General features: G+C 68.7%; 11 protein-coding genes. 1 reads left to right on the forward strand and 10 read right to left on the reverse strand.

Features of this window, described 5'->3' with window-relative positions:
* Positions 1 to 139: 139 nt before the first annotated feature.
* The 4 genes from ACIQCS_RS21995 to ACIQCS_RS22010 all read right to left on the reverse strand — a co-directional run bounded on the left by ACIQCS_RS21995 (position 140) and on the right by ACIQCS_RS22010 (position 5,680).
* Complete coding sequence (locus ACIQCS_RS21995; RefSeq protein ID WP_345847914.1) at positions 140 to 832, reverse strand: GNAT family N-acetyltransferase; 693 nt, start codon at positions 830 to 832, stop codon at positions 140 to 142.
* 51 nt (positions 833 to 883) lie between these two features.
* The gene (locus ACIQCS_RS22000) at positions 884 to 2,659 is read right to left on the reverse strand and encodes an IlvD/Edd family dehydratase (protein ID WP_345847915.1); all 1,776 of its coding nucleotides are present in this window, start codon (positions 2,657 to 2,659) and stop codon (positions 884 to 886) included.
* Between the two features lie 232 nt (positions 2,660 to 2,891).
* Positions 2,892 to 4,301, reverse strand: a complete 1,410-nt coding sequence (locus ACIQCS_RS22005) for a sugar porter family MFS transporter (protein ID WP_345847916.1) — start codon at positions 4,299 to 4,301, stop codon at positions 2,892 to 2,894.
* A 284-nt stretch (positions 4,302 to 4,585) separates the two neighbouring features.
* Positions 4,586 to 5,680 (reverse strand): LacI family DNA-binding transcriptional regulator, encoded by a 1,095-nt coding sequence (locus ACIQCS_RS22010; RefSeq protein ID WP_345847917.1) that lies wholly within the window; start codon positions 5,678 to 5,680, stop codon positions 4,586 to 4,588.
* 140 nt (positions 5,681 to 5,820) lie between these two features.
* Between ACIQCS_RS22010 and ACIQCS_RS22015 the strand changes: the two genes are divergently transcribed.
* Entirely contained in the window at positions 5,821 to 8,223 is a 2,403-nt protein-coding gene (locus tag ACIQCS_RS22015; RefSeq protein ID WP_345847919.1) for a glycoside hydrolase family 3 N-terminal domain-containing protein, read from the forward strand.
* Positions 8,224 to 8,373: 150 nt separating this feature from the next.
* Here the strand turns inward: ACIQCS_RS22015 and ACIQCS_RS22020 are convergent, their stop codons facing one another.
* Genes ACIQCS_RS22020 through ACIQCS_RS22045 form a run of 6 tightly spaced genes read right to left on the reverse strand, consistent with a single transcriptional unit; the run spans position 8,374 to position 17,776 of the window.
* The gene (locus tag ACIQCS_RS22020; protein ID WP_345847920.1) at positions 8,374 to 10,218 is read right to left on the reverse strand and encodes a glycoside hydrolase family 9 protein; all 1,845 of its coding nucleotides are present in this window, start codon (positions 10,216 to 10,218) and stop codon (positions 8,374 to 8,376) included.
* Positions 10,215 to 11,879: a glycoside hydrolase family 43 protein gene (locus tag ACIQCS_RS22025; protein WP_345847922.1), complete on the reverse strand. Its 1,665-nt coding sequence runs from the start codon at positions 11,877 to 11,879 to the stop codon at positions 10,215 to 10,217. The genes ACIQCS_RS22020 and ACIQCS_RS22025 overlap by 4 nt, the downstream gene beginning before the upstream one ends.
* Positions 11,876 to 13,396 (reverse strand): tryptophan halogenase family protein, encoded by a 1,521-nt coding sequence (locus tag ACIQCS_RS22030; protein ID WP_345847924.1) that lies wholly within the window; start codon positions 13,394 to 13,396, stop codon positions 11,876 to 11,878. Before ACIQCS_RS22030 ends, ACIQCS_RS22025 begins: the two co-directional genes overlap by 4 nt.
* A complete protein-coding gene (locus ACIQCS_RS22035) occupies positions 13,393 to 14,910 on the reverse strand; it encodes a tryptophan halogenase family protein (RefSeq protein WP_345847925.1) in 1,518 nt (505 codons plus the stop codon). Before ACIQCS_RS22035 ends, ACIQCS_RS22030 begins: the two co-directional genes overlap by 4 nt.
* On the reverse strand, positions 14,907 to 16,328 hold the full coding sequence (locus ACIQCS_RS22040) for a tryptophan 7-halogenase (RefSeq protein ID WP_345847928.1): 1,422 nt from the start codon (positions 16,326 to 16,328) through the stop codon (positions 14,907 to 14,909). The genes ACIQCS_RS22035 and ACIQCS_RS22040 overlap by 4 nt, the downstream gene beginning before the upstream one ends.
* Positions 16,325 to 17,776: a tryptophan halogenase family protein gene (locus ACIQCS_RS22045; RefSeq protein WP_345847929.1), complete on the reverse strand. Its 1,452-nt coding sequence runs from the start codon at positions 17,774 to 17,776 to the stop codon at positions 16,325 to 16,327. The genes ACIQCS_RS22040 and ACIQCS_RS22045 overlap by 4 nt, the downstream gene beginning before the upstream one ends.
* Between the last annotated feature and the right edge of the window lie 8 nt (positions 17,777 to 17,784).

The following is a 17,784-nucleotide window of genomic DNA, read 5'->3' on the forward strand; positions in this document are numbered from 1 at the left end:
AAAACAGATGACGTGACATCCATCCCCTCCGCCAAACTCATCTACCACACATATTACGACAATAACTCAAACAGATATATAGGTTCTCAACCTAGCCCTCTCCCTCTCGGGGAGAGGGAAGAAGGTGCCGCTCGGAATATCAGGCCGGCCCCAGCACCGTCACGTTCACGTCGATGCGGTGGCGATAGCCGAGGCGCTCGTACAGGCCGATGGCGGACGCATTGTCCGCATAGGCATGCAGGAAGGGTATCTCCCCGCGCGCCACGATCCGGGCTGCGACCACGCGCATCAGCTTGCCGGCAAGGCCAAGGCCGCGAAAATCGGGATGGGTGCACACGCCGCTGACTTCGGTGAATTCGAACGGCTTCATCCGCTCGCCCGCCATCGCGATCAGCCGCCCTTCGTGCCGGATGCCGATGAACTGGCCGAGTTGGTGGGTGCGAGCGAAGAAGGGCCCGGGCTCGGTGAGCGTGGCGAGCGCCAGCATCTCCGCCGCGTCGGCATCGCCCAGCTCGAGAAAGGCGAAATCGGGATCGGCGGGCGCGGGATGCTCCGCGACCATCTGCACGCCCATGCGGTGCTTCTGGGCGATCGCGTCCGGGACGGGGGGCAGCGGGTCCTTCTCCAGCACGATCGCCGGGCCGGTGCGGGCAACCAGCGCACCGAGCGCCGCCAGCGGCTCGTCGCTGTGGTTCACCGCGGTGGCGAAAGTCGCATAGTCGCCGTCATAGCGCCGGGCGAGCCCCGCGCCGCGCGCGAGATGCTGCTGCCGGGAACTGAGCGCGGACCAGGCGGGATTGTCGAGCGGGTGCATGGCGGTGTTCTGCGCCACCGGCGCGGCTGGAGCAATTCCTCCCCCAGCAAGCTGGGAGAGGAATTTGGGCTAGTGATTATGCCGCGGCACCTTCTCGCTCGTCCGCCGGTATTTCAGCGCGAAATCGAGCACCCCGCCCTCCCCCAGCTGGCCGACCTTCTCGCGATACAGCTCCTCCCAGGGCGTGTTGCTCTCCGGGATCGGCGGCGCGGGATCGGCCTTGCGCCGGGCGATCTCGTCCGGCGCGACCAGCGCGTCGCAGGTGCCGGCATTCAGGTCGATGCGGATCGTGTCGCCGGTGCGCAACCAGGCCAGGCCGCCGCCCGCCGCGCTCTCCGGCGAGGCATTGAGGATCGAGGGACTGTCCGACGTGCCCGACTGGCGGCCGTCGCCCAGCGTCGGCAGGCTCATGATGCCCCGCTGGATCAGGTGATCGGGCGGCTGCATGTTGACGACTTCCGCCGAGCCCGGCCAGCCGATCGGGCCCGAGCCGCGGATGACGAGGATGCAATTCTCGTCGATGTCCAGCGCCGGATCGTTGATATTGTGGTGATAATCGTCCGAGCCGTCGAACACGATCGCCCGGCCCTCGAACACGCCTTCCCGGCCGGGGCGCGAGAGGTAGCGGGCGCGGAAATCCTCGGAGATCACGCTGGTCTTCATGATCGCCATGTCGAACAGATTGCCCGAGAGGACGAGGAAGCCGGCCTTTTGCCTGAGCGGCCGGTCCCATTCGAAGATCACCTGGCGATCGGTGACGGCACGGCCCGCGACATTCTCGGCAAGGGTCCTGCCAGTACAGGTCATCACATCGCCGTTCAGCGCGCCGTTCGCCAGCATCTCGGCCAGCACCGCGGGGATGCCGCCGGCGCGGTGGAAGCGCTCGGAGAGATATTCGCCCGCCGGCTGCATGTTGACCACCAGCGGCAGGTCATAGCCCGCGCGCCAGTCGTCCGGCGTGATCTCGATGCCGGCATGGCGGGCCATGGCGTCGAGGTGCGGCTGGGCGTTGGTGGAGCCGCCGATCGCGGTGAGCAGCCGGATCGCGTTGAGGAAGCTTTCGCGGGTGAGGATCCGGGAGGGGCGCAGGTCCTCATAGGCCATCTCGACGATGCGCCTGCCGGTCTCATAGGCCATCTGGCCGCGCTCGCGATACGGCGCCGGGATCATCGCGCAGCCGGGGAGCGACATGCCGAGCCCCTCCGCGATGCTGTTCATCGTCGAGGCGGTGCCCATGGTGTTGCAATGGCCCGACGAAGGCGCGCTCTCCATCGCGCGGCGGAGGAACTCGGCCTCGTCGATCTCGCCCGCGGCCATCTTGCGGCGGCTGCGCCAGATCACCGTTCCGGAACCCACCAGCTCGCCTTCGTGCCAGCCGTCGAGCATCGGGCCGCCCGACAGGACGATCGCCGGGATGTCGACGGTGGAGGCGGCCATGAGGGACGAAGGGGTGGTCTTGTCGCAGCCGGTGGTGAGGATCACCGCGTCGATCGGATAGCCGTTGAGGATCTCGACCAGGCCGAGATAGGCGAGGTTGCGATCGAGCGCCGCCGTGGGACGGCGGCAATTCTCGAAGATCGGGTGGAGCGGGAACTCCATCGGCACCCCGCCCGCCGCCAGGATGCCGGCGCGGGCGCGCTTCACCGTCTCCAGATGGATGCGGTTGCAGGGAGCGATGTCGCTGCCCGATTGCGCGATGCCGATGATCGGCTTGCCCGAGGTCAGCTCCTCCGGGGTGATGCCGTAGTTCATGAAGCGCTCGAGATAGAGCGCCGCCATGTCGGCGCGGCCGGGCGCGGCGAACCATTCGCGCGAGCGGAACGGACGGACGGGGGTGCGGGTCATTCGACAACAAGCTCCAAACAAATTCCTCCCCGAGCTCGTCTCGGGGAGGGGGACCATTCGCGCAGCGAATGGTGGAGGGGCAGCGGCGGGCGCCAACGATGTTGGCAGCCCCTCCACCACGCCCTACGGGCGCGGTCCCAGTGTTGGGTCGCTCATGCTCCCAGCATGAGCTTGGATTGCCGGGGGCAATCCAACCCAACACTCCCAGCAAGCTGGGGGAGGAATTGGGACGTCACCCCTCCATCGCCTCCAGTTCCTTGCCCTTGGTCTCGTGGATGAACTTCTGGACGAGGAAGAAGCTGATCACCGCGCAGGCGCCGTAGAAGGTATAGCTGGCGGCGAGGCCGAGATGCTTCGCCATCCACGGGAAGCTCTGCGCGATCAGATAGTTGGCGAACCACTGGGCGAAGCCGCACACCGCGAGCGCCGAGCCGCGGATCTGGTTCGGGAACATCTCGCCGAGCATCACCCACATCACCGGGCCCCAGCTGACGTTGAAGAAGATCACGTAGAGATTGGCCGAGACCAGCGCGATCATGCCCTGTTGCGGCGAGAGCACGAGCTGGCCGGCGGCGTCATGGCCGGCAGTGCCGAAGGCATAGACCAGGCCGAACAGCGTGGCTGCCATGCCGGCCGAGCCGATCAGCAACAGCGGCTTGCGACCGATCCGGTCGACCACGGCGATAGTGACGAAGCAGGCAGCGATCGAGACCGCGCCCGAGATGATGTTGCGCTCGAGCGCCACGGACTCCGACACGCCGGCAAGCTTCCACAGCGTCTCGCCATAATAGAAGATCACGTTGATGCCGACGAGCTGCTGGAATACCGCGAGCAGCAGGCCCGCCCAGACGATCGGGCGGATGCCCAGGAAGCCGCCGTTCGGCGCGAGGACATCGGCGAGGCGCGGGCGGTGGTCGGCCGAGAAGCTGGCCTGGATCTCGGCCAGCTTGAGCCCGCCTTCGGTGGTGCCGAACAGCTTGCTGAGCACGCCGAGCGCTTCCTCGTTCCGGCCCTTCGAGACCAGATAGCGCGGGCTCTCCGGGATGAAGAACAGAGCGACGAGGAACACGGCGGCGGGCACTGCCTGGGCGAGGTACATCCAGCGCCAGGCCTCGACCCCGCCAAGCGGGTTGAGCGAATTGCCGGCCACCTTGGCGAGGAAATAATTGACCACGAACGCAGCGGTGAGGCCGGTGATGATCATGATCTGCTGCACCGTCGTCATCCGCCCGCGGATGTTCGCGGGGGCGACTTCGGAGATATAGGCCGGCGACAGCACCGAGGCCGCGCCCACCGCCATGCCGCCGCACAGGCGGGCGATCAGGAAGATCATATGGTCATGCGAGATGCCCTGCACGATCGCGCCGCCGAGGAAGAGCAGCGCGGCCAGCCGCATCACGTTGCGGCGGCCCATCGAATCGGCAAGCGTGCCGGCGAAGAAGGCGCCGATGAAGCAGCCGATCAGCAGCGAGCCGACCGTGAAGCCCAGCGAGACCTCATCCAGCGCGAAGGCGGCCTTGAGCCCCTCCTGCGTGCCGTTCACCGCGCCGCTGTCATAGCCGAAGAGCAGGCCGCCGATCGTCGCCACCGCGACGATGGCGCCGATCAGGCCCATATTGGCCCTTTGCGCCGTATCATTCATTCGCTCTATCCCCTCCATTGCGCCCCGTCCGGGCGAATTGTTAGCGGTAACGGTGGCGCGATCCGAGGGGAAAAGCAAGTAGGGTTGCTTCCGCCGGACGACTCTGTCCCGCGTTGTCATGCTGGACCGGTTTGGGCCGGGGGCCAAGCCCCTTCCACGCCCCTCCCTGGAAGGGGGGGGTCGGGGATGGGTCCTTGCGCGCAATATGGCGAGGCGAAGACGGAACGGCAGCATCGCCGGGCTTCCATCCACCCCGGCCCCTCCCTTCCGGGGAGAGGCTCAGATTAGCGCCAGCTCTTCTTCGCCGGGGCCGGTTTGGCTGCCGTCGATCCCGGCGGCGGGCCCGAGGATTCGCGCAGGATCAGCTCATGGTCGAGCACCTGCTCCTCCAGCTTGTGGGTGGTCCCGGCACGGTGAGCCCGCAGCCGGGCGAGCAACAGAGTGAGCGCGCTCTCCGCCATGGCGGCGATCGGCTGGCGGACGGTGGTGAGCTCGGGCCACATGGTGGTGGCGAGCGACGTGTCGTCGAAGCCGACGATGCTGATGTCCTGCGGCACGTGCAGGCCGCGCCGATGCGCGACGCCCACGGCGGCCGCGGCCATGTCGTCGTTCGAGGCGAAGATCGCGGTCGGCGGATCCTTGCGGTCGAGCAGCCGCTCGGCCGCGACGATGCCCGAGCGGAAGGTGAAATAGCCCTGCTCCACCGGCATCGCCTTCATGTCGAGCCCGGCCGCCTCCACTGCCTCGACGAAGCCGCGATGGCGCTCGGCGGAGCTGGTCTGGTTCGGGTTGCCGCGGATGAAGCCGATCCGGCGATGGCCGAGATCGATCAGGTGCCGGGTCATCGCGGCGGCGGCGGCAGCATCGTCGATGCGCACGTTGAGGCTGCGCTCGGGCGGCAGGCCCATCGCGACCGAGACCCAGGGAATGCCCGCCGTCTCCAGCTCGGCGCGGACCGGTGCGGCTTCGGACAGCGGCGGCGGCAGGATCACGCCCTCGACGCTGGTGGAAGCGAACTGGCGCGTCGCCTCGGCCTGTTCGTCCGCCCGCTCGCCTTCGCAGGCCTCGAGCACCAGATGGCAGCCGGCCCGCCGGGCCGCCGCGAGCGCGCCGATCAGGAATTGCGAGAGATAGGCCGCCGAGGGATTGGAATAGAGCAGGCCGATCTGGGTCGCCTCGCCCGCCGCCAGACTGCGCGCGGCGCTGTTGGGCGAATAGTTCAGCGTCGCGATCGCCTCGAGAACCGCCTGGCGGGTGGTCTCCCTGACATTGGATCCGCCATTGACCACGCGCGAGACCGTCATCGCGGAAACGCCAGCGGCGCGCGCGACGTCCTGTACGGTGACCGTGCCTCGGCTTCTGCGGCTGGGTCTGCTCATCGTTTCGGGGATATGCCGCGATTAGCATAAATGCAATCGGCGTGACCCGGTTGACCGTTACGGATTCCGACTGATAGTGATAGCGCTACCATAACCGGAACCAGCCGGCGCCCGAGCGCCGCGACCCAGAGGAGAGGAACGTGCGCAATTTCCGCCGCATCGCCGCGCTTGCCATCGCCGCCACGGCGCTGACCCCCGCCATCGCCCCCGCGGCGCACGCCCAGGCCGCCAGGGCGGACGGCAAGGCGGAGCGCCCGCTCTACAAGGACGCCGGCCAGCCGATCGAGGCGCGGGTCGACGACCTGCTCGGCCGGATGACGCTGGAGGAGAAGGTGGCGCAGCTGGTCGCGATCTGGCTGAAGAAGGACGCGATCCAGACGCCGGCGGGCGATTTCGACGCCGCCAAGGCCAGCGCCGCCTTCCCCAGCGGCCTGGGCATGATCTCGCGCCCGTCGGACCGCAAGGGCGTGGCCGCGGGCACCGCCAATGCCGGCGCCGATGTGGCGGCCAATCGCGGCCCGGTGGAGACCGCGACCTATATCAACGCCGCGCAGAAATGGTCGATGGAGCGCACCCGGCTGGGCATTCCGATGATCATGCACGAGGAAGCGCTGCACGGGCTGGTCGCCCCTGGCGCGACGAGCTTCCCCCAGTCGATCGCCCTCGCCTCCACCTGGAATCCGGGCCTGCTGGAGAAGGTCTTCTCCGTCGCCGCCGCCGAGGCGCGGGCCCGCGGCGCGAACCTGGTGCTGGCCCCGGTGGTCGACGTGGCGCGCGATCCGCGCTGGGGCCGCATCGAGGAAACCTATGGCGAGGACCCCTATCTCGTCTCGGAAATGGGGCTGGCGGCGATCCGCGGCTTCCAGGGCACCACGCTGCCGCTGGCCAGGGACAAGGTGTTCGTCACGCTGAAGCACATGACCGGGCACGGCCAGCCGGACAACGGCACCAATGTCGGCCCCGCCTCGCTGGGTGAGCGCACGTTGCGCGAGGATTTCTTCCCGCCCTTCGAAAACGCAGTGACGCAGCTGCCGGTGCGCGCGGTGATGGCAAGCTACAACGAGATCGACGGCATCCCGAGCCACGCCAACAAATGGCTGCTGCACGATGTGCTGCGCGGCGAATGGGGCTTCAAGGGCGCGGTGGTGAGCGACTATTTCGCGATCCGCGAGCTCGTCACCCGGCACAAGATGTTCAAGGACGTCAAGGACGCCGGCGCGCGCGCGATCGATGCGGGCGTCGACGTCGAGACGCCGGACGGCGAGGGCTTCAACTTCCTGGTCCAGCTCGTCCGCGAGGGCAAGGTGAGCCAGGGCCAGATCGACAATGCGGTGCGCCGCGTGCTCGAGATGAAGTTCGAGGGTGGGCTGTTCGAGCATCCCTATGCCGATGTGAAGCTGGCGGCCAGGCGGACCAACACGCCCGAGGCGATCGCCCTGGCCCGCCAGGCGGCGCGGGAGTCCGTCGTCCTCCTCAAGAACGCGAACGGCCTCCTCCCGCTCGACGCCGCCGGCATCAAGCGGATGGCAGTGATCGGCACCCATGCGCGGGACACGCCGATCGGCGGCTATTCGGACGTGCCGAACCATGTCGTCTCGGTGCTGGAGGCCATGCAGGCCGAGGGCAAGGGCAAGTTCCAGGTCGATTATTCGGAAGGCGTGCGGCTGACCGAAGGGCGCGTCTGGGCGCAGGACAAGGTGACGCTCACCGATGCAGCCACCAACGACAGGCTGCGCGCCGATGCGGTGGCGGCGGCGAAGGATGCCGATGTCGTGGTAATGGTGCTGGGCGGCAACGAGGCGCTGAGCCGCGAGGCCTGGGCCGACGAGCATCTGGGCGACAGCGATACGCTCGACCTGCCCGGGCCGCAGGATCAGCTCGCCCGGGAAATCTTCGCGCTGGGCAAGCCGGTGGTGGTGATCCTGCTCAACGGCCGGCCCTATGCGGTCAACTATCTCGCCGAGAAGGCGCCGGCGCTGATCGAGGGCTGGTATCTGGGCGAGCAGACCGGCAACGCGCTGGCCGATGTGGTGTTCGGCCGCTTCAACCCGGGCGGCAAGCTGCCCGTATCGATCGCGCGCGGCGTGGGCCAGCTGCCGATCTATTATAACCGCAAGCCGACCGCGCGGCGCGGCTATCTGTTCGGCGACACCACGCCGCTCTATCCGTTCGGCTATGGCCTTTCCTATTCGACCTTCGAAATGGGTGCGCCGGTGCTGGGCGCGGGCACGATCGGGGTCTCGGACAAGGTGACGGTGAAGGTGGACGTGGCCAATACCGGCAAGCGGGCCGGGGACGAAGTCGTCCAGCTCTATGTGCGCGACGACGAGGCGAGCGTGACCCGGCCGCTGATCGAGCTCAAGCGCTTCCAGCGCGTGACGCTGCAGCCCGGCGAGCGGAAGACCGTGTCGTTCGAGCTGACGCCCAGGGACCTGTCGCTGTGGAACGTGCAGATGAAGCGCGTGGTGGAGCCGGGCACGTTCACCATCTCGGCCGGCCCGAACTCGGTGGACCTGAAAAGCACAACGCTGACGGTGCGGTGAGACGAAGATCCTCCCTCGCGCAGCGGGGGAGGTGGCGCGCGCAGCGCGACGGAGGGGGCCTCTCCACAAGCGGCGGCCTTGCGGCCACGCCCCCTCCACCGCTCGCTCCGCGAGCGGTCCCCCTCCCCCGCTTCGCGGGGGAGGAATTGACTACGCACCCAACCACATCGCCACCCACACCAGCGGCGCGTTCCAGTTGATCGCGACTTCGTTGAGCGCATAGGCCTCGACGTCGTCCGCCCAGCAGCGCTGGGGCGCGCAATGTCCCTCCAGCTGGCGCGCGATCGGATCGACCATCGCCGTCGAGTTGGGCCCGCCCGAAAGCGCGCCGGGCGGCGGGCCCGGCAGGGCGGGATCGAGCGAGGGCGCCCAGAAACGGTGATGCGGGTTGCGCATCGAAAGCAGCCCATGGCCGCTGACATAGGATGTGAAATTGGGATTGCGGCCAAGGATATAGTCGATCGCATCGATCATCCCCGCCCGGTATCTCGGGTCGCGGGTCAGGTCGCCGGCGATGCCCAGCACCATCGCGCGGTTGAGCAGCGCGCCGTTCGAGCCCCAGGGATAGCCGGTCGCGAGATAGGGGATGCGATAGCCGTTGCCCGCCGCATCGGCGAGGAACCGATCGGCGGCGGCGACCAGCAGGCCGCGCAGGCGATCGACCTCGGCCCTGGGCAACGCGGAGGGCCGCGTCGCCAGCGTGATCGTGCCGAGCGTGGCGACCTGCGGCCAGCCGGGTTCGCCCGCGGGCGCGGTGAAGTGCGGGGAAGCCGTCACCGCCTGATGATATTCCAGCTTGCCGGTGGCGACGAACAGCTCGGCCGCCGCCCAGTAGAATTCGTCCGACACGTCCGTGTCGCCATAACCGCCCGAACCGGTGAAGCTGCCGGTGGCATAGACTTCCGGATTGCGCCGGGCGGCGGCGAAGGCGCGTTCGGCGGCGCTCAGGCAGCGGGCGGCGAAGCCAGGGTCGGTCCCCTTCCAGACACGGGCGCATTGCGCGGCGGTGGCGGCAAGGTTGAGCGTCGCGGCGGTGGTGGGGGGATAGAGCAGCCGCTCCTGCATGTCGTCCTGGGGCGGCATGGGCAGCGCGGTCCACCTGGCGTCCGCCACCTTCTGATGCGCCATCCCCGAGGCGTCGATCTCGGCAAAGGGTGCCCGGGAAGCTTCCCAGGCGGGCTTGCCGGAGGCGGGTTCCGGTTTGCCGACGGGGACGCGCAGCCGGATGCCGTCCGGCACCTGCATGCGGAGCAGGAACTCCATCTCGTAGCGCGCTTCGTCGAGTAGGCCCGGCGCGGGGCCGCTTCCCTGGGCGAGCGCCCTGGGATCGCGCTCGTGCGCGGCGAGCAGCGTCCAGAGCGATATGCCGCCATTGACGACATATTTGCCGTGGTCGCCGGCATCGTACCAGCCGCCGGTGACGTCGAGGGTGTAGGGACAGCCGGCCCATTCGGTGCCGCGCTCGTCCTTGCCGGCGAAGCATTTCGCCACCTCGCGCGCATGGCCGGCGGGACGGGCCCATTTCGCCCCGACGATGCTGGCTTCGATCGGCGTGCCGGCGCGCTGGTGGTAGAAGAAGGTGAGCGCGTCGCGGGCGAGCGGCCGGTAGAGGTTCGGGGCGATGTCGAAAGAGGCGCTCTCGCTCCCTGCTATGCGGAGATGATAATCTCGCCCCGGAGTGCGGAAGTTCGAGAAGTCGATCCGCTGGAGGGGCAGGCCCGAGGCGACATCGGGGCCATAGGACAGCGTCTTGCCCCGAGCGACCACCTTGCCGGCCGCATTGGTCAGCTGCCAATCGAGCGATGCGCCGTCCGCCTCTACGATCGCGGTCTTGGGGTCGCCAGGCTGGAAGCCGAGCTGATTGAGGCTGATCGGGATGTCCTGATCGGAAGCTTCCTGCTGCGGCGGAGCAGCGGCGAGGAGGAGGGGGGCAAGGAGGAAGGCCAGCCAGCGCCCCTCCCTTTCGGAGAGGGGAAGGCGGTGAAGATCCCTCACTCCCCCCGCCCCGCGAACACCCCGAAGACCGAGCCGACGAAACCACCCGCCACCTTGGTGGTCAGGCTGTCGGTCTCGACCGTGCCGAGCTGCTTCCAGACCGGCTTCGCGCCGGGCGCGGCATAGCTGAACGCATAGCTGCGGCCCTGCACGGCGATGCGCAGGCGGAGCTGGCCGGCAGGCGCGGCGACGGTGAACAGCGTCTTGCCGAGCTTCGGGCCGTCGGGCCCTTCGCGCTGGTCGACGGTGATAACGTCCCTGCCGCCCACCCGCTTCAGGCCGAGGAAGAACCAGTAATCGTCGTTCTGGAGCACGGTGAGGCCGGCACGGTCGCCTTCCTTTTCCGGAACGAAGCGCATCGCCGTCTCGGCGACGGCGTTGATGTGCTGCTGGCGGCGGGCGAGAAACGACGGATTGGCATTGTCGCCCAGGCCGGCCGGCCGTGCGACGAGCGCCAGGCCGGCGGCGCCGGTGCGGTACCAGTCGCCCTGCGGATTGCGCAGCATCATCCAATAGGCGGGCAGTTTGCCGCGGAAATCGTCGCGGATGGTGAAGGCGCCACTGGTCGGCAGCGGCGGCCCGCCCCGCGGCAGCGCCGGGCGGGCATGCATCCAGGGAATGGGCGTGGCGGGCGGCAGGATCACCGGCCACCCGTCCTGCCATTCCACCGGCAGCAGGAACGTCTCGCGCCCGGTGGCGTAGAAATCGCCCTCGTACGGCCGCACGGCAAGGAAGGTCGCCCACCATTTCCCGTCGGGCGTGGTGACGAGCTGGGCATGGCCGGCGGAAGTGACCGGGTTCGGCCGATCGCGCGGCAAGTCGCGCTGGGTGAGGATCGGGTTGCCGCTCCAGGCGACATAGGGGCCGGTGACGCTCCTCGAACGCAGAATCACCTGGCTGTGCCCCTCGGCGGTGCCCCCCTCGGCGCAGCTGAGATAATACCAGCCGTCCTTCCTGAAGATGTGCGGCCCCTCGATCCAGATCGGCTTCTTCGAGATGTCGATCCCGCCGTTCACCAGCACCTTGCGCGGGCCGAAGGTCTTCAGCGCCTTGCGATCGAACTCCTGGATCCAGATCGCGCGGTGGCCCGGATAGAGCGGTTCGCCTTCGGGCGGGCCGTTGTTGACCACCCAGGTCCGGCCGTCCTCGTCGAAGAACATCGAGGGGTCGATGCCGCGCTCCAGATCGGGCAGCCAGACCGGATCGGACCAGGGGCCGGCGGGATTCCGCGCGGCGAGCAGGAAATTGCCCCCGCAATCGACACAGGTGTTGAGCAGGTAGAAGATCCCGTCTCGCGCCTGGATCGACGGCGCGAACACGCCGCGCGACAAGCCGAGCCGCTTGAAATCGAGCTGGCCGGGCCGATCGATCGCGTTGCCGATCTGCGTCCAGCTGACCAGATCGCGGCTGTGAAAGACCGGTATGCCGGGGAACCAGGCGAAGGTGGACGTGACCAGATAGAAATCGTCCCCCACCCGCGTCACGCTGGGATCGGGATAGAAGCCCTTGAGGATCGGGTTGCGATAGTCGCCGGGCCGCAGCGGCGCGCCGTCGGGCGCATCCTTGCCGCTATAAGTGAAGCTGCCGAAGGTCGCGACCGGCTGGGCGGCGGCGGGCGCGGCGAGGAGCAGCGCGGCGAAGACGGTCGAAAGGCTTCTCATGCGGCGCAATGCTCCCGGATGAAGTCGCGGTGGCTGGGCATATAGTCGGCGGAATTGGCGACGGCCTCGCGGATATGGGCAAGGCGCGCGCGCGTCTCGTCGAGGGGCATCACGTCCGCCACCGGATCGTGCGACGCGGGCTCGATCAGCTGGCCCAGCATCACCGCGAACCAGCTGGTGTCGTTGAACAGCTCCTCATTCTCGCGAAAGGCCCGGCCATGGCTGCGGAACACGCGCATCTTCTCGGCCAGCCGCTCGGGGATCGCCATGGTGCGGCAATAGTCCCAGAAGGCGGAATCGGTGCGCTCGGTCGCATGATAATGGAGGACGAGGAAGTCGCGGATCTCCTCATAGTCCGTAATCATGATCCGGTTGTAGCGATCGATGTCGGCCTGGTTGAAGTCGCGGTCCGGGAACATGGTCAGGAAGCGCGACAGGCCCGACTGGATCAGCCAGATCGAAGTGCTCTCCAGAGGCTCGAGAAAGCCGCCCGCCAAGCCCAGGGCGACGCAGTTCTTCACCCACATCCGGTTGCGATGGCCGGTAGTGAACGGGACGACGCGCGGATCGGCGAGCGGCTCGCCGTCGAGATTGGCCATCAGGATCGCCGTCGCCTCGTCGTCGGACATGTGGTGCGACGAGAAGACATGGCCGTTGCCGATCCGGTGCTGGAGCGGGATGCGCCATTGCCAGCCGGCCGCATGGGCGGTCGAGCGAGTATAGGGCGTCCAGGCGTCGACGCTGGCGCAGGGCACCGCGATGGCGCGGTTGCAGGGGAGATAGTGCGACCAGTCGGTATAGCCCGCCTTCAGCGCCTGCTCGATGATCAGGCCGCGAAAGCCCGAGCAATCGACGAACAGGTCCGCTTCGATCTCGCTGCCGTCCTGCATCGTCACCGACTGGACGAAGCCGTCCTCCCCGCGCAGCTTCACATCCACGATCCTGCCTTCGCGCCGCACCACCCCGCGTTCCTCGGCATAGCGGCGCAGGAACCTCGCATAGAGGCCGGCATCGAAATGATAGGCATAGGCGATGTCGGAGAGCGGGGAGTTGCCGGCATCGATCCCGCGCATGAACTTGTCGTCGCGCGCCGCCATCGCCTGGAGCGACCATGCGTCCACGTCCGGCGCCTCGCCCAGCTGGCGCAGGCGGAGATAGTAAGCGTGGAAGGACACCCCCTTCATGTCGAGCCCGTAGCGGCCGAAGGGATGGAAATAGCGATGGCCGATCCGCCCCCAGTTCACGAACTGGATGCCGAGCTTGAAGCTGCCCTTGGTCTCGCGCACGAACTGGTCCTCGTCGAGCCCGAGCATGCGGTTGAAAGTGGCCATCTGGGGGATGGTCGCCTCGCCCACGCCGATGATGCCGATCTCGTCCGACTCGACCAGGGTGATCTTCGCGTAATCGGGGCCGAGGATGCGGGCGAAGGTGGCCGCGGTCATCCAGCCGGCGGTGCCGCCGCCGACGATGAGGATGGAGCGGATGTTGCGGTTATCGGTCATGTGGGTGTCAGTCATGCGGGTGTCCCTGCGGGCGCGTTGCGGGCGAGCCATTCTTCGTGGCGCGGCATCGCCCGGGCGGCGCGCGCGAACATTTCGTGGATGCGCTCGAAGCTGAGCGCGAGCTTGTCTTCGTCCAGCCCGTCGGCCAGCGGATCCCAGCCCGCCGGGATCACGCCCTGCCCCAGCAGCACCGCGATCCAGCTCGATTCGGCGAACAGCTCGTCCTCGGTGCGGAAGAAGCGGCCGCGATTGCGGAACAAAGCGAGCTTGCGCGCCAGCGTCTCCGGGATCGCCATCTCGCGGGCGCGGCGCCACAGATCGCCCTCCCGCCGCGCATTGGCGTGGTAATGCAGGATCACGAAGTCGCGGACCTGCTCCATCTGGACGTCGGTCAGCCGGTTATATTCGTCGCGTTCCACGGGCGAGAAGCCGGTATCGGGAAGCAAGGCCATCAGCCTGTGGATCCCCGACTGGATCAGGTGGATCGACGTGGACTCCAGCGGCTCGAGGAAGCCGGAGGACAGGCCGAGCGCGACGCAGTTGCGGTGCCAGGCCCGCTTGCGGCGGCCGGCCTCGAACCTGAGGATGAAGGGATCGCGGAGCGGCTCTCCATCTAGGTTCGCCAGCAGCGCCTCGCGCGCCGCATCGTCCGAGATGTCGGCGCTGCAATAGACATGGCCGTTGCCGACGCGGTGCTGGAGCGGGATGCGCCATTGCCAGCCGGCCCGGTGCGCGGTGCTGCGGGTGAAGGACGTGATCTCCGGCCCCGGGCTGGCGCTGGGCACGGCGACGGCTCGATCGCATTGGAGCCAGTGCGCCCAGCTCTCCCAACCGGCCCCCAGCGCCTGCTCGATCAGCAGCGCGCGGAAGCCGGTGCAGTCGATGAACAGCTCGCCTGCGATGCGGCGATCACCTTCGAGCACCACCGCCTCGATGAAGCCGTCCTCGGCCCGCAAGGGGATATGCGCGACCTTGCCCTCGACCCGGGCGACGCCGTGCGCCTCGGCATGGGCGCGCAGGTACCGGGCATAGAGCGAGGCATCGAACTGATAGGCATAGGCCATGCGCGAAAGGATCGAGCCGGGATCGGCGACCGGCGGCTGGTAGCGCCCCGCCGCCATCGCCAGCGCACAGACATTATACGCGTCGATCTCGCGCGCGCGGCCCTCGGCGTGGAGCTTGCGCCAGATCTGGTGGAACTTCACGCCCTCGATGTCGAAGCCGAACTCGCCGAACGGATGGACATAGCGATGCCCCTCGCGCGTCCAGTCCACGAACTCGATGCCGAGCTTGATCGTGCCCTGGGTGCGGCTGAGGAAGTCGTGCTCGTCGAGGCCGAGCAGCGCGTTGAAGTTGCGGATCGGCGGGATCGTCGCCTCGCCGACGCCGACGGTGCCGATCTCTTCCGATTCCACCAGCGTCACCGAGACGCCGGTAGGGATCAGCCGGGCGAGCGCGGCGGCCGCCATCCAGCCGGCGGTGCCGCCGCCGACGATGACGATCCGGCGGATCGGCGCCGGCGCGGTCATGCGATCAGTCCCTCGGCGCGCAGCGTGGCGCCGTGATGCGGCATCGCGCGGACCGCGTCGAGGATCAGCGCACGGACCCGCCCGGCATGGTCGCGCAGCCGCGCTTCGGGAATGGCATCGGCCGGCGCATCGTAACGGCGCGGGCGCAGGCCCTGGCCGTCGAGCGCGGCGATCCAGTCATGTGCCCCGAACAGCTCCTCGTCGCCGAACGGCACGCGGCCCCGGCTGGCATGGAGATCGAGCTTGTGCCGGAGCGCGTCCGGGACGGGCATGGCGCGGGCGGCGTCCCAAAGCGCCTCGCCGGTGCGGCCATTGGTCTTGTAGTGGAGGATCGCGAAGTCGCGGACGCTATCGGCCTCGGCCGCGGTCAGGCGGTTATATTCGGCGGGCTCGGGGCCGTCCGGCGCGGCGGGGAGCAGGCCGATCAGCCGGGTCAGCGCATTCGCGAGCAGCGCGAGGTTCCAGCCATGGAGCGGCTCGACCAGCAGCGCCGCGGCGCCGAGCGCGACGACATTGCCGGTCCAGGCGGCCGCGCGGCGCCCCTGGACGAGCGGAATGGCGCCGGGCTGATCGGGAAGCTGCGCGGCGGCATAGAAGAGCGCCCCGCCCTGCCCGCCGACCAGCGGCACGGTACGCTGCCAGCCGGCCTCGAAGGCGCCGGCATGGGCATGCGGCGGCGGCACGCCTTCCACCTCGGTCCAGGTTTCGATGACGCGGTCGCAGGGAAGCCAGGCGGACCAGTCCTCCCAGCGATCGTCCAGGCGGCGCGCGAGCGATGCGCCGGGGCCGGAGCAGTCGAGCCAGAGATCGGCGGTCACCCGGCTGCCGTCGCGAAGCTCGACGGCGGTGACCGCTCCCTCGCCGATCGCCCGGCGGAAACGGCCGGCCGGCTCCAGCCCGGCCGCGGCACGCAGCGCGTCGGCCAGGCCGGTGCGATCGAGATGCAGGCCATAACCAAAGCTCGAGAGGATCGAGCCCGGATCGGGGCTCGGCCGGGCGAAGCGGCCCGCGGCGGCGGCGATCGCGGCGAGCGAATAATCGGCAAGGCGCACGGGCTGCCCCCCTTCGCGGAGGCGGGCGGCGAGCTGGTGGAAGGCGATGGTGGCGAGCGGCGCCCCGATCGTGCCGAAGGGCAGGAACCAGTCCGCCTCGCGCTCCGCCCAGCCGGAGACCGCGGTGCCGAGCGAGAAGCTGCCACGCGCGGCGCGCAGGAGCGTGCCTTCGTCGATGCCGTGCTCGCCAAGCCAGGCGGGGAAATCCGGCAGGCTGGCCTCGGCCGGGCCGAAGGGGCCCAGGCTCCAGTCGGCCCCCTCGGTCTCGATCAGCGAGACCTGGATCCCGGGAAGTGCCCGGAGGAGCGCCAGCGCCGCCATCCAGCCGGCGACCCCGCCGCCGACGATGCCGATGCTGCGGATCATGCCGGCGTCCCCAATGCGGCTTCATGCATGGGCATCGCCTCCGCCATGGCCGCGACCCTGGCCCGCATCGCAGCCATGGCGGCGGCGACGCCCGCCCCGCCCGCGCGCGGATCGCAGTGGCGCGGCGTCACATGCTGGCCGAGATAGACCGCGAGCCAGCTCGGCTCGAGGAAGGTGCCTTCGCGATACTGGACCACCACGCCGCGCTCGCGGAACAGGGCGAGCTTGTATTCGAGCGAGTCCGGCAGGCGCATGGCGCGGCAATGGCGCCAGAATTCGGAATCGTCGCGCTCGGTGCAGTGATAGTGCAGGATCAGGAAATCGCGGACCCGCTCATATTCGAGCGCCATCAGCCGGTTGAACTCGGCCGCGTCGAGCGGGTCCCAGTTCCGAGTGGGGAAAAGGTCGAGCAGCCGGCCGATCGCCAGCTGGATCAAATGGATGCTCGTCGATTCCAGCGGCTCGAGAAAGCCCGAGGACAGGCCGATCGCAACGACATTGCCCACCCATTGCCGGCGCCGCCTGCCGGTGACGAAGCGGAGGCGGTTGGGCTCGGCCATCGGTTCTGCGGCGATCGCGCCGAGCAGGACCCGCAGCGCAGCCTCGTCGCTGGTGAAGCCGCTCGCATAGACATGGCCGTTGCCGGTGCGGTGCTGAAGCGGGATGCGCCAGGTCCAGCCGGCCTCCTGCGCGGTCGCGCGGGTCAGCGGCGGGATCGGGCCGGCATTGGCACAGGGCAGCGCGATCGCCCGGTCGCAGGGCAGCCAGTGCGTCCATTCCTCATAGCCGGCATGGAGCGCCTGCTCGATCAGCAGGCCGCGAAAGCCCGAGCAATCAATGAACAGGTCCGCCTCCAGCGTCTCGCCGCTCTCGAGCGTGAGCGAGCGGACGAAGCCGCTCTCGCCGTCGCGCGCGACATCGATCACCTTGCCCTCGCGCCGGACGACGCCCCGCGCCTCCGAATAGGTACGCAGGAACCCGGCATAGAGGCCCGCATCGAACTGATAGGCATAGTTGTAGGGATCGCCGTCGGGCCGGCGGAAACGGCCGCGGCGGGCGGCCTGGATGGGCAGCGAATATTCCTCGAACGCTCCCGCTTCCAGAGCCGCGCACCATTGCTGATGGAAAGGCACGCCGCCGATGGGCGCGCCGAACTCCGCAAAGGGGTGGATATAGGAATCGCCCTTGCGGCCCCAGTCCACAAACTCGATGCCGAGCTTGTAGGTGCCCTTGGTCGCGGCGAGGAACTCGGCCTCGTCGATGCCGAGCGTCGCGTTGAAATGGCGGATGTGCGGGATCGTCGCCTCGCCGACGCCGACCGTGCCGATCTCCGCCGATTCGACCAGCGTGATCCGCGCGGGCGTGCCGGCGAGCTTGTGCGCCAGCGCGGCGGCAGTCATCCACCCCGCGGTGCCCCCGCCGACCACGACCATGCGCCCTGCCAGCATGCTTCCGA

The organism is Sphingomonas sp. NPDC092440, from assembly GCF_044754985.1.
Lineage (GTDB): Bacteria > Pseudomonadota > Alphaproteobacteria > Sphingomonadales > Sphingomonadaceae > Sphingomonas.

What these genes read in the sequence shown, in the direction of transcription:
- ACIQCS_RS22030 (WP_345847924.1), bottom strand. Translation starts at nt 13,396, where the DNA reads ATGACTGACACCCACATGACCGATAACCGCAACATCCGCTCCATCCTC.
- ACIQCS_RS22025 (WP_345847922.1), bottom strand. Translation starts at nt 11,879, where the DNA reads ATGAGAAGCCTTTCGACCGTCTTCGCCGCGCTGCTCCTCGCCGCGCCC.
- ACIQCS_RS22005 (WP_345847916.1), bottom strand. Translation starts at nt 4,301, where the DNA reads ATGAATGATACGGCGCAAAGGGCCAATATGGGCCTGATCGGCGCCATC.
- ACIQCS_RS22035 (WP_345847925.1), bottom strand. Translation starts at nt 14,910, where the DNA reads ATGACCGCGCCGGCGCCGATCCGCCGGATCGTCATCGTCGGCGGCGGC.
- ACIQCS_RS22000 (WP_345847915.1), bottom strand. Translation starts at nt 2,659, where the DNA reads ATGACCCGCACCCCCGTCCGTCCGTTCCGCTCGCGCGAATGGTTCGCC.
- ACIQCS_RS22010 (WP_345847917.1), bottom strand. Translation starts at nt 5,680, where the DNA reads ATGAGCAGACCCAGCCGCAGAAGCCGAGGCACGGTCACCGTACAGGAC.
- ACIQCS_RS22045 (WP_345847929.1), bottom strand. Translation starts at nt 17,776, where the DNA reads ATGCTGGCAGGGCGCATGGTCGTGGTCGGCGGGGGCACCGCGGGGTGG.
- ACIQCS_RS22040 (WP_345847928.1), bottom strand. Translation starts at nt 16,328, where the DNA reads ATGATCCGCAGCATCGGCATCGTCGGCGGCGGGGTCGCCGGCTGGATG.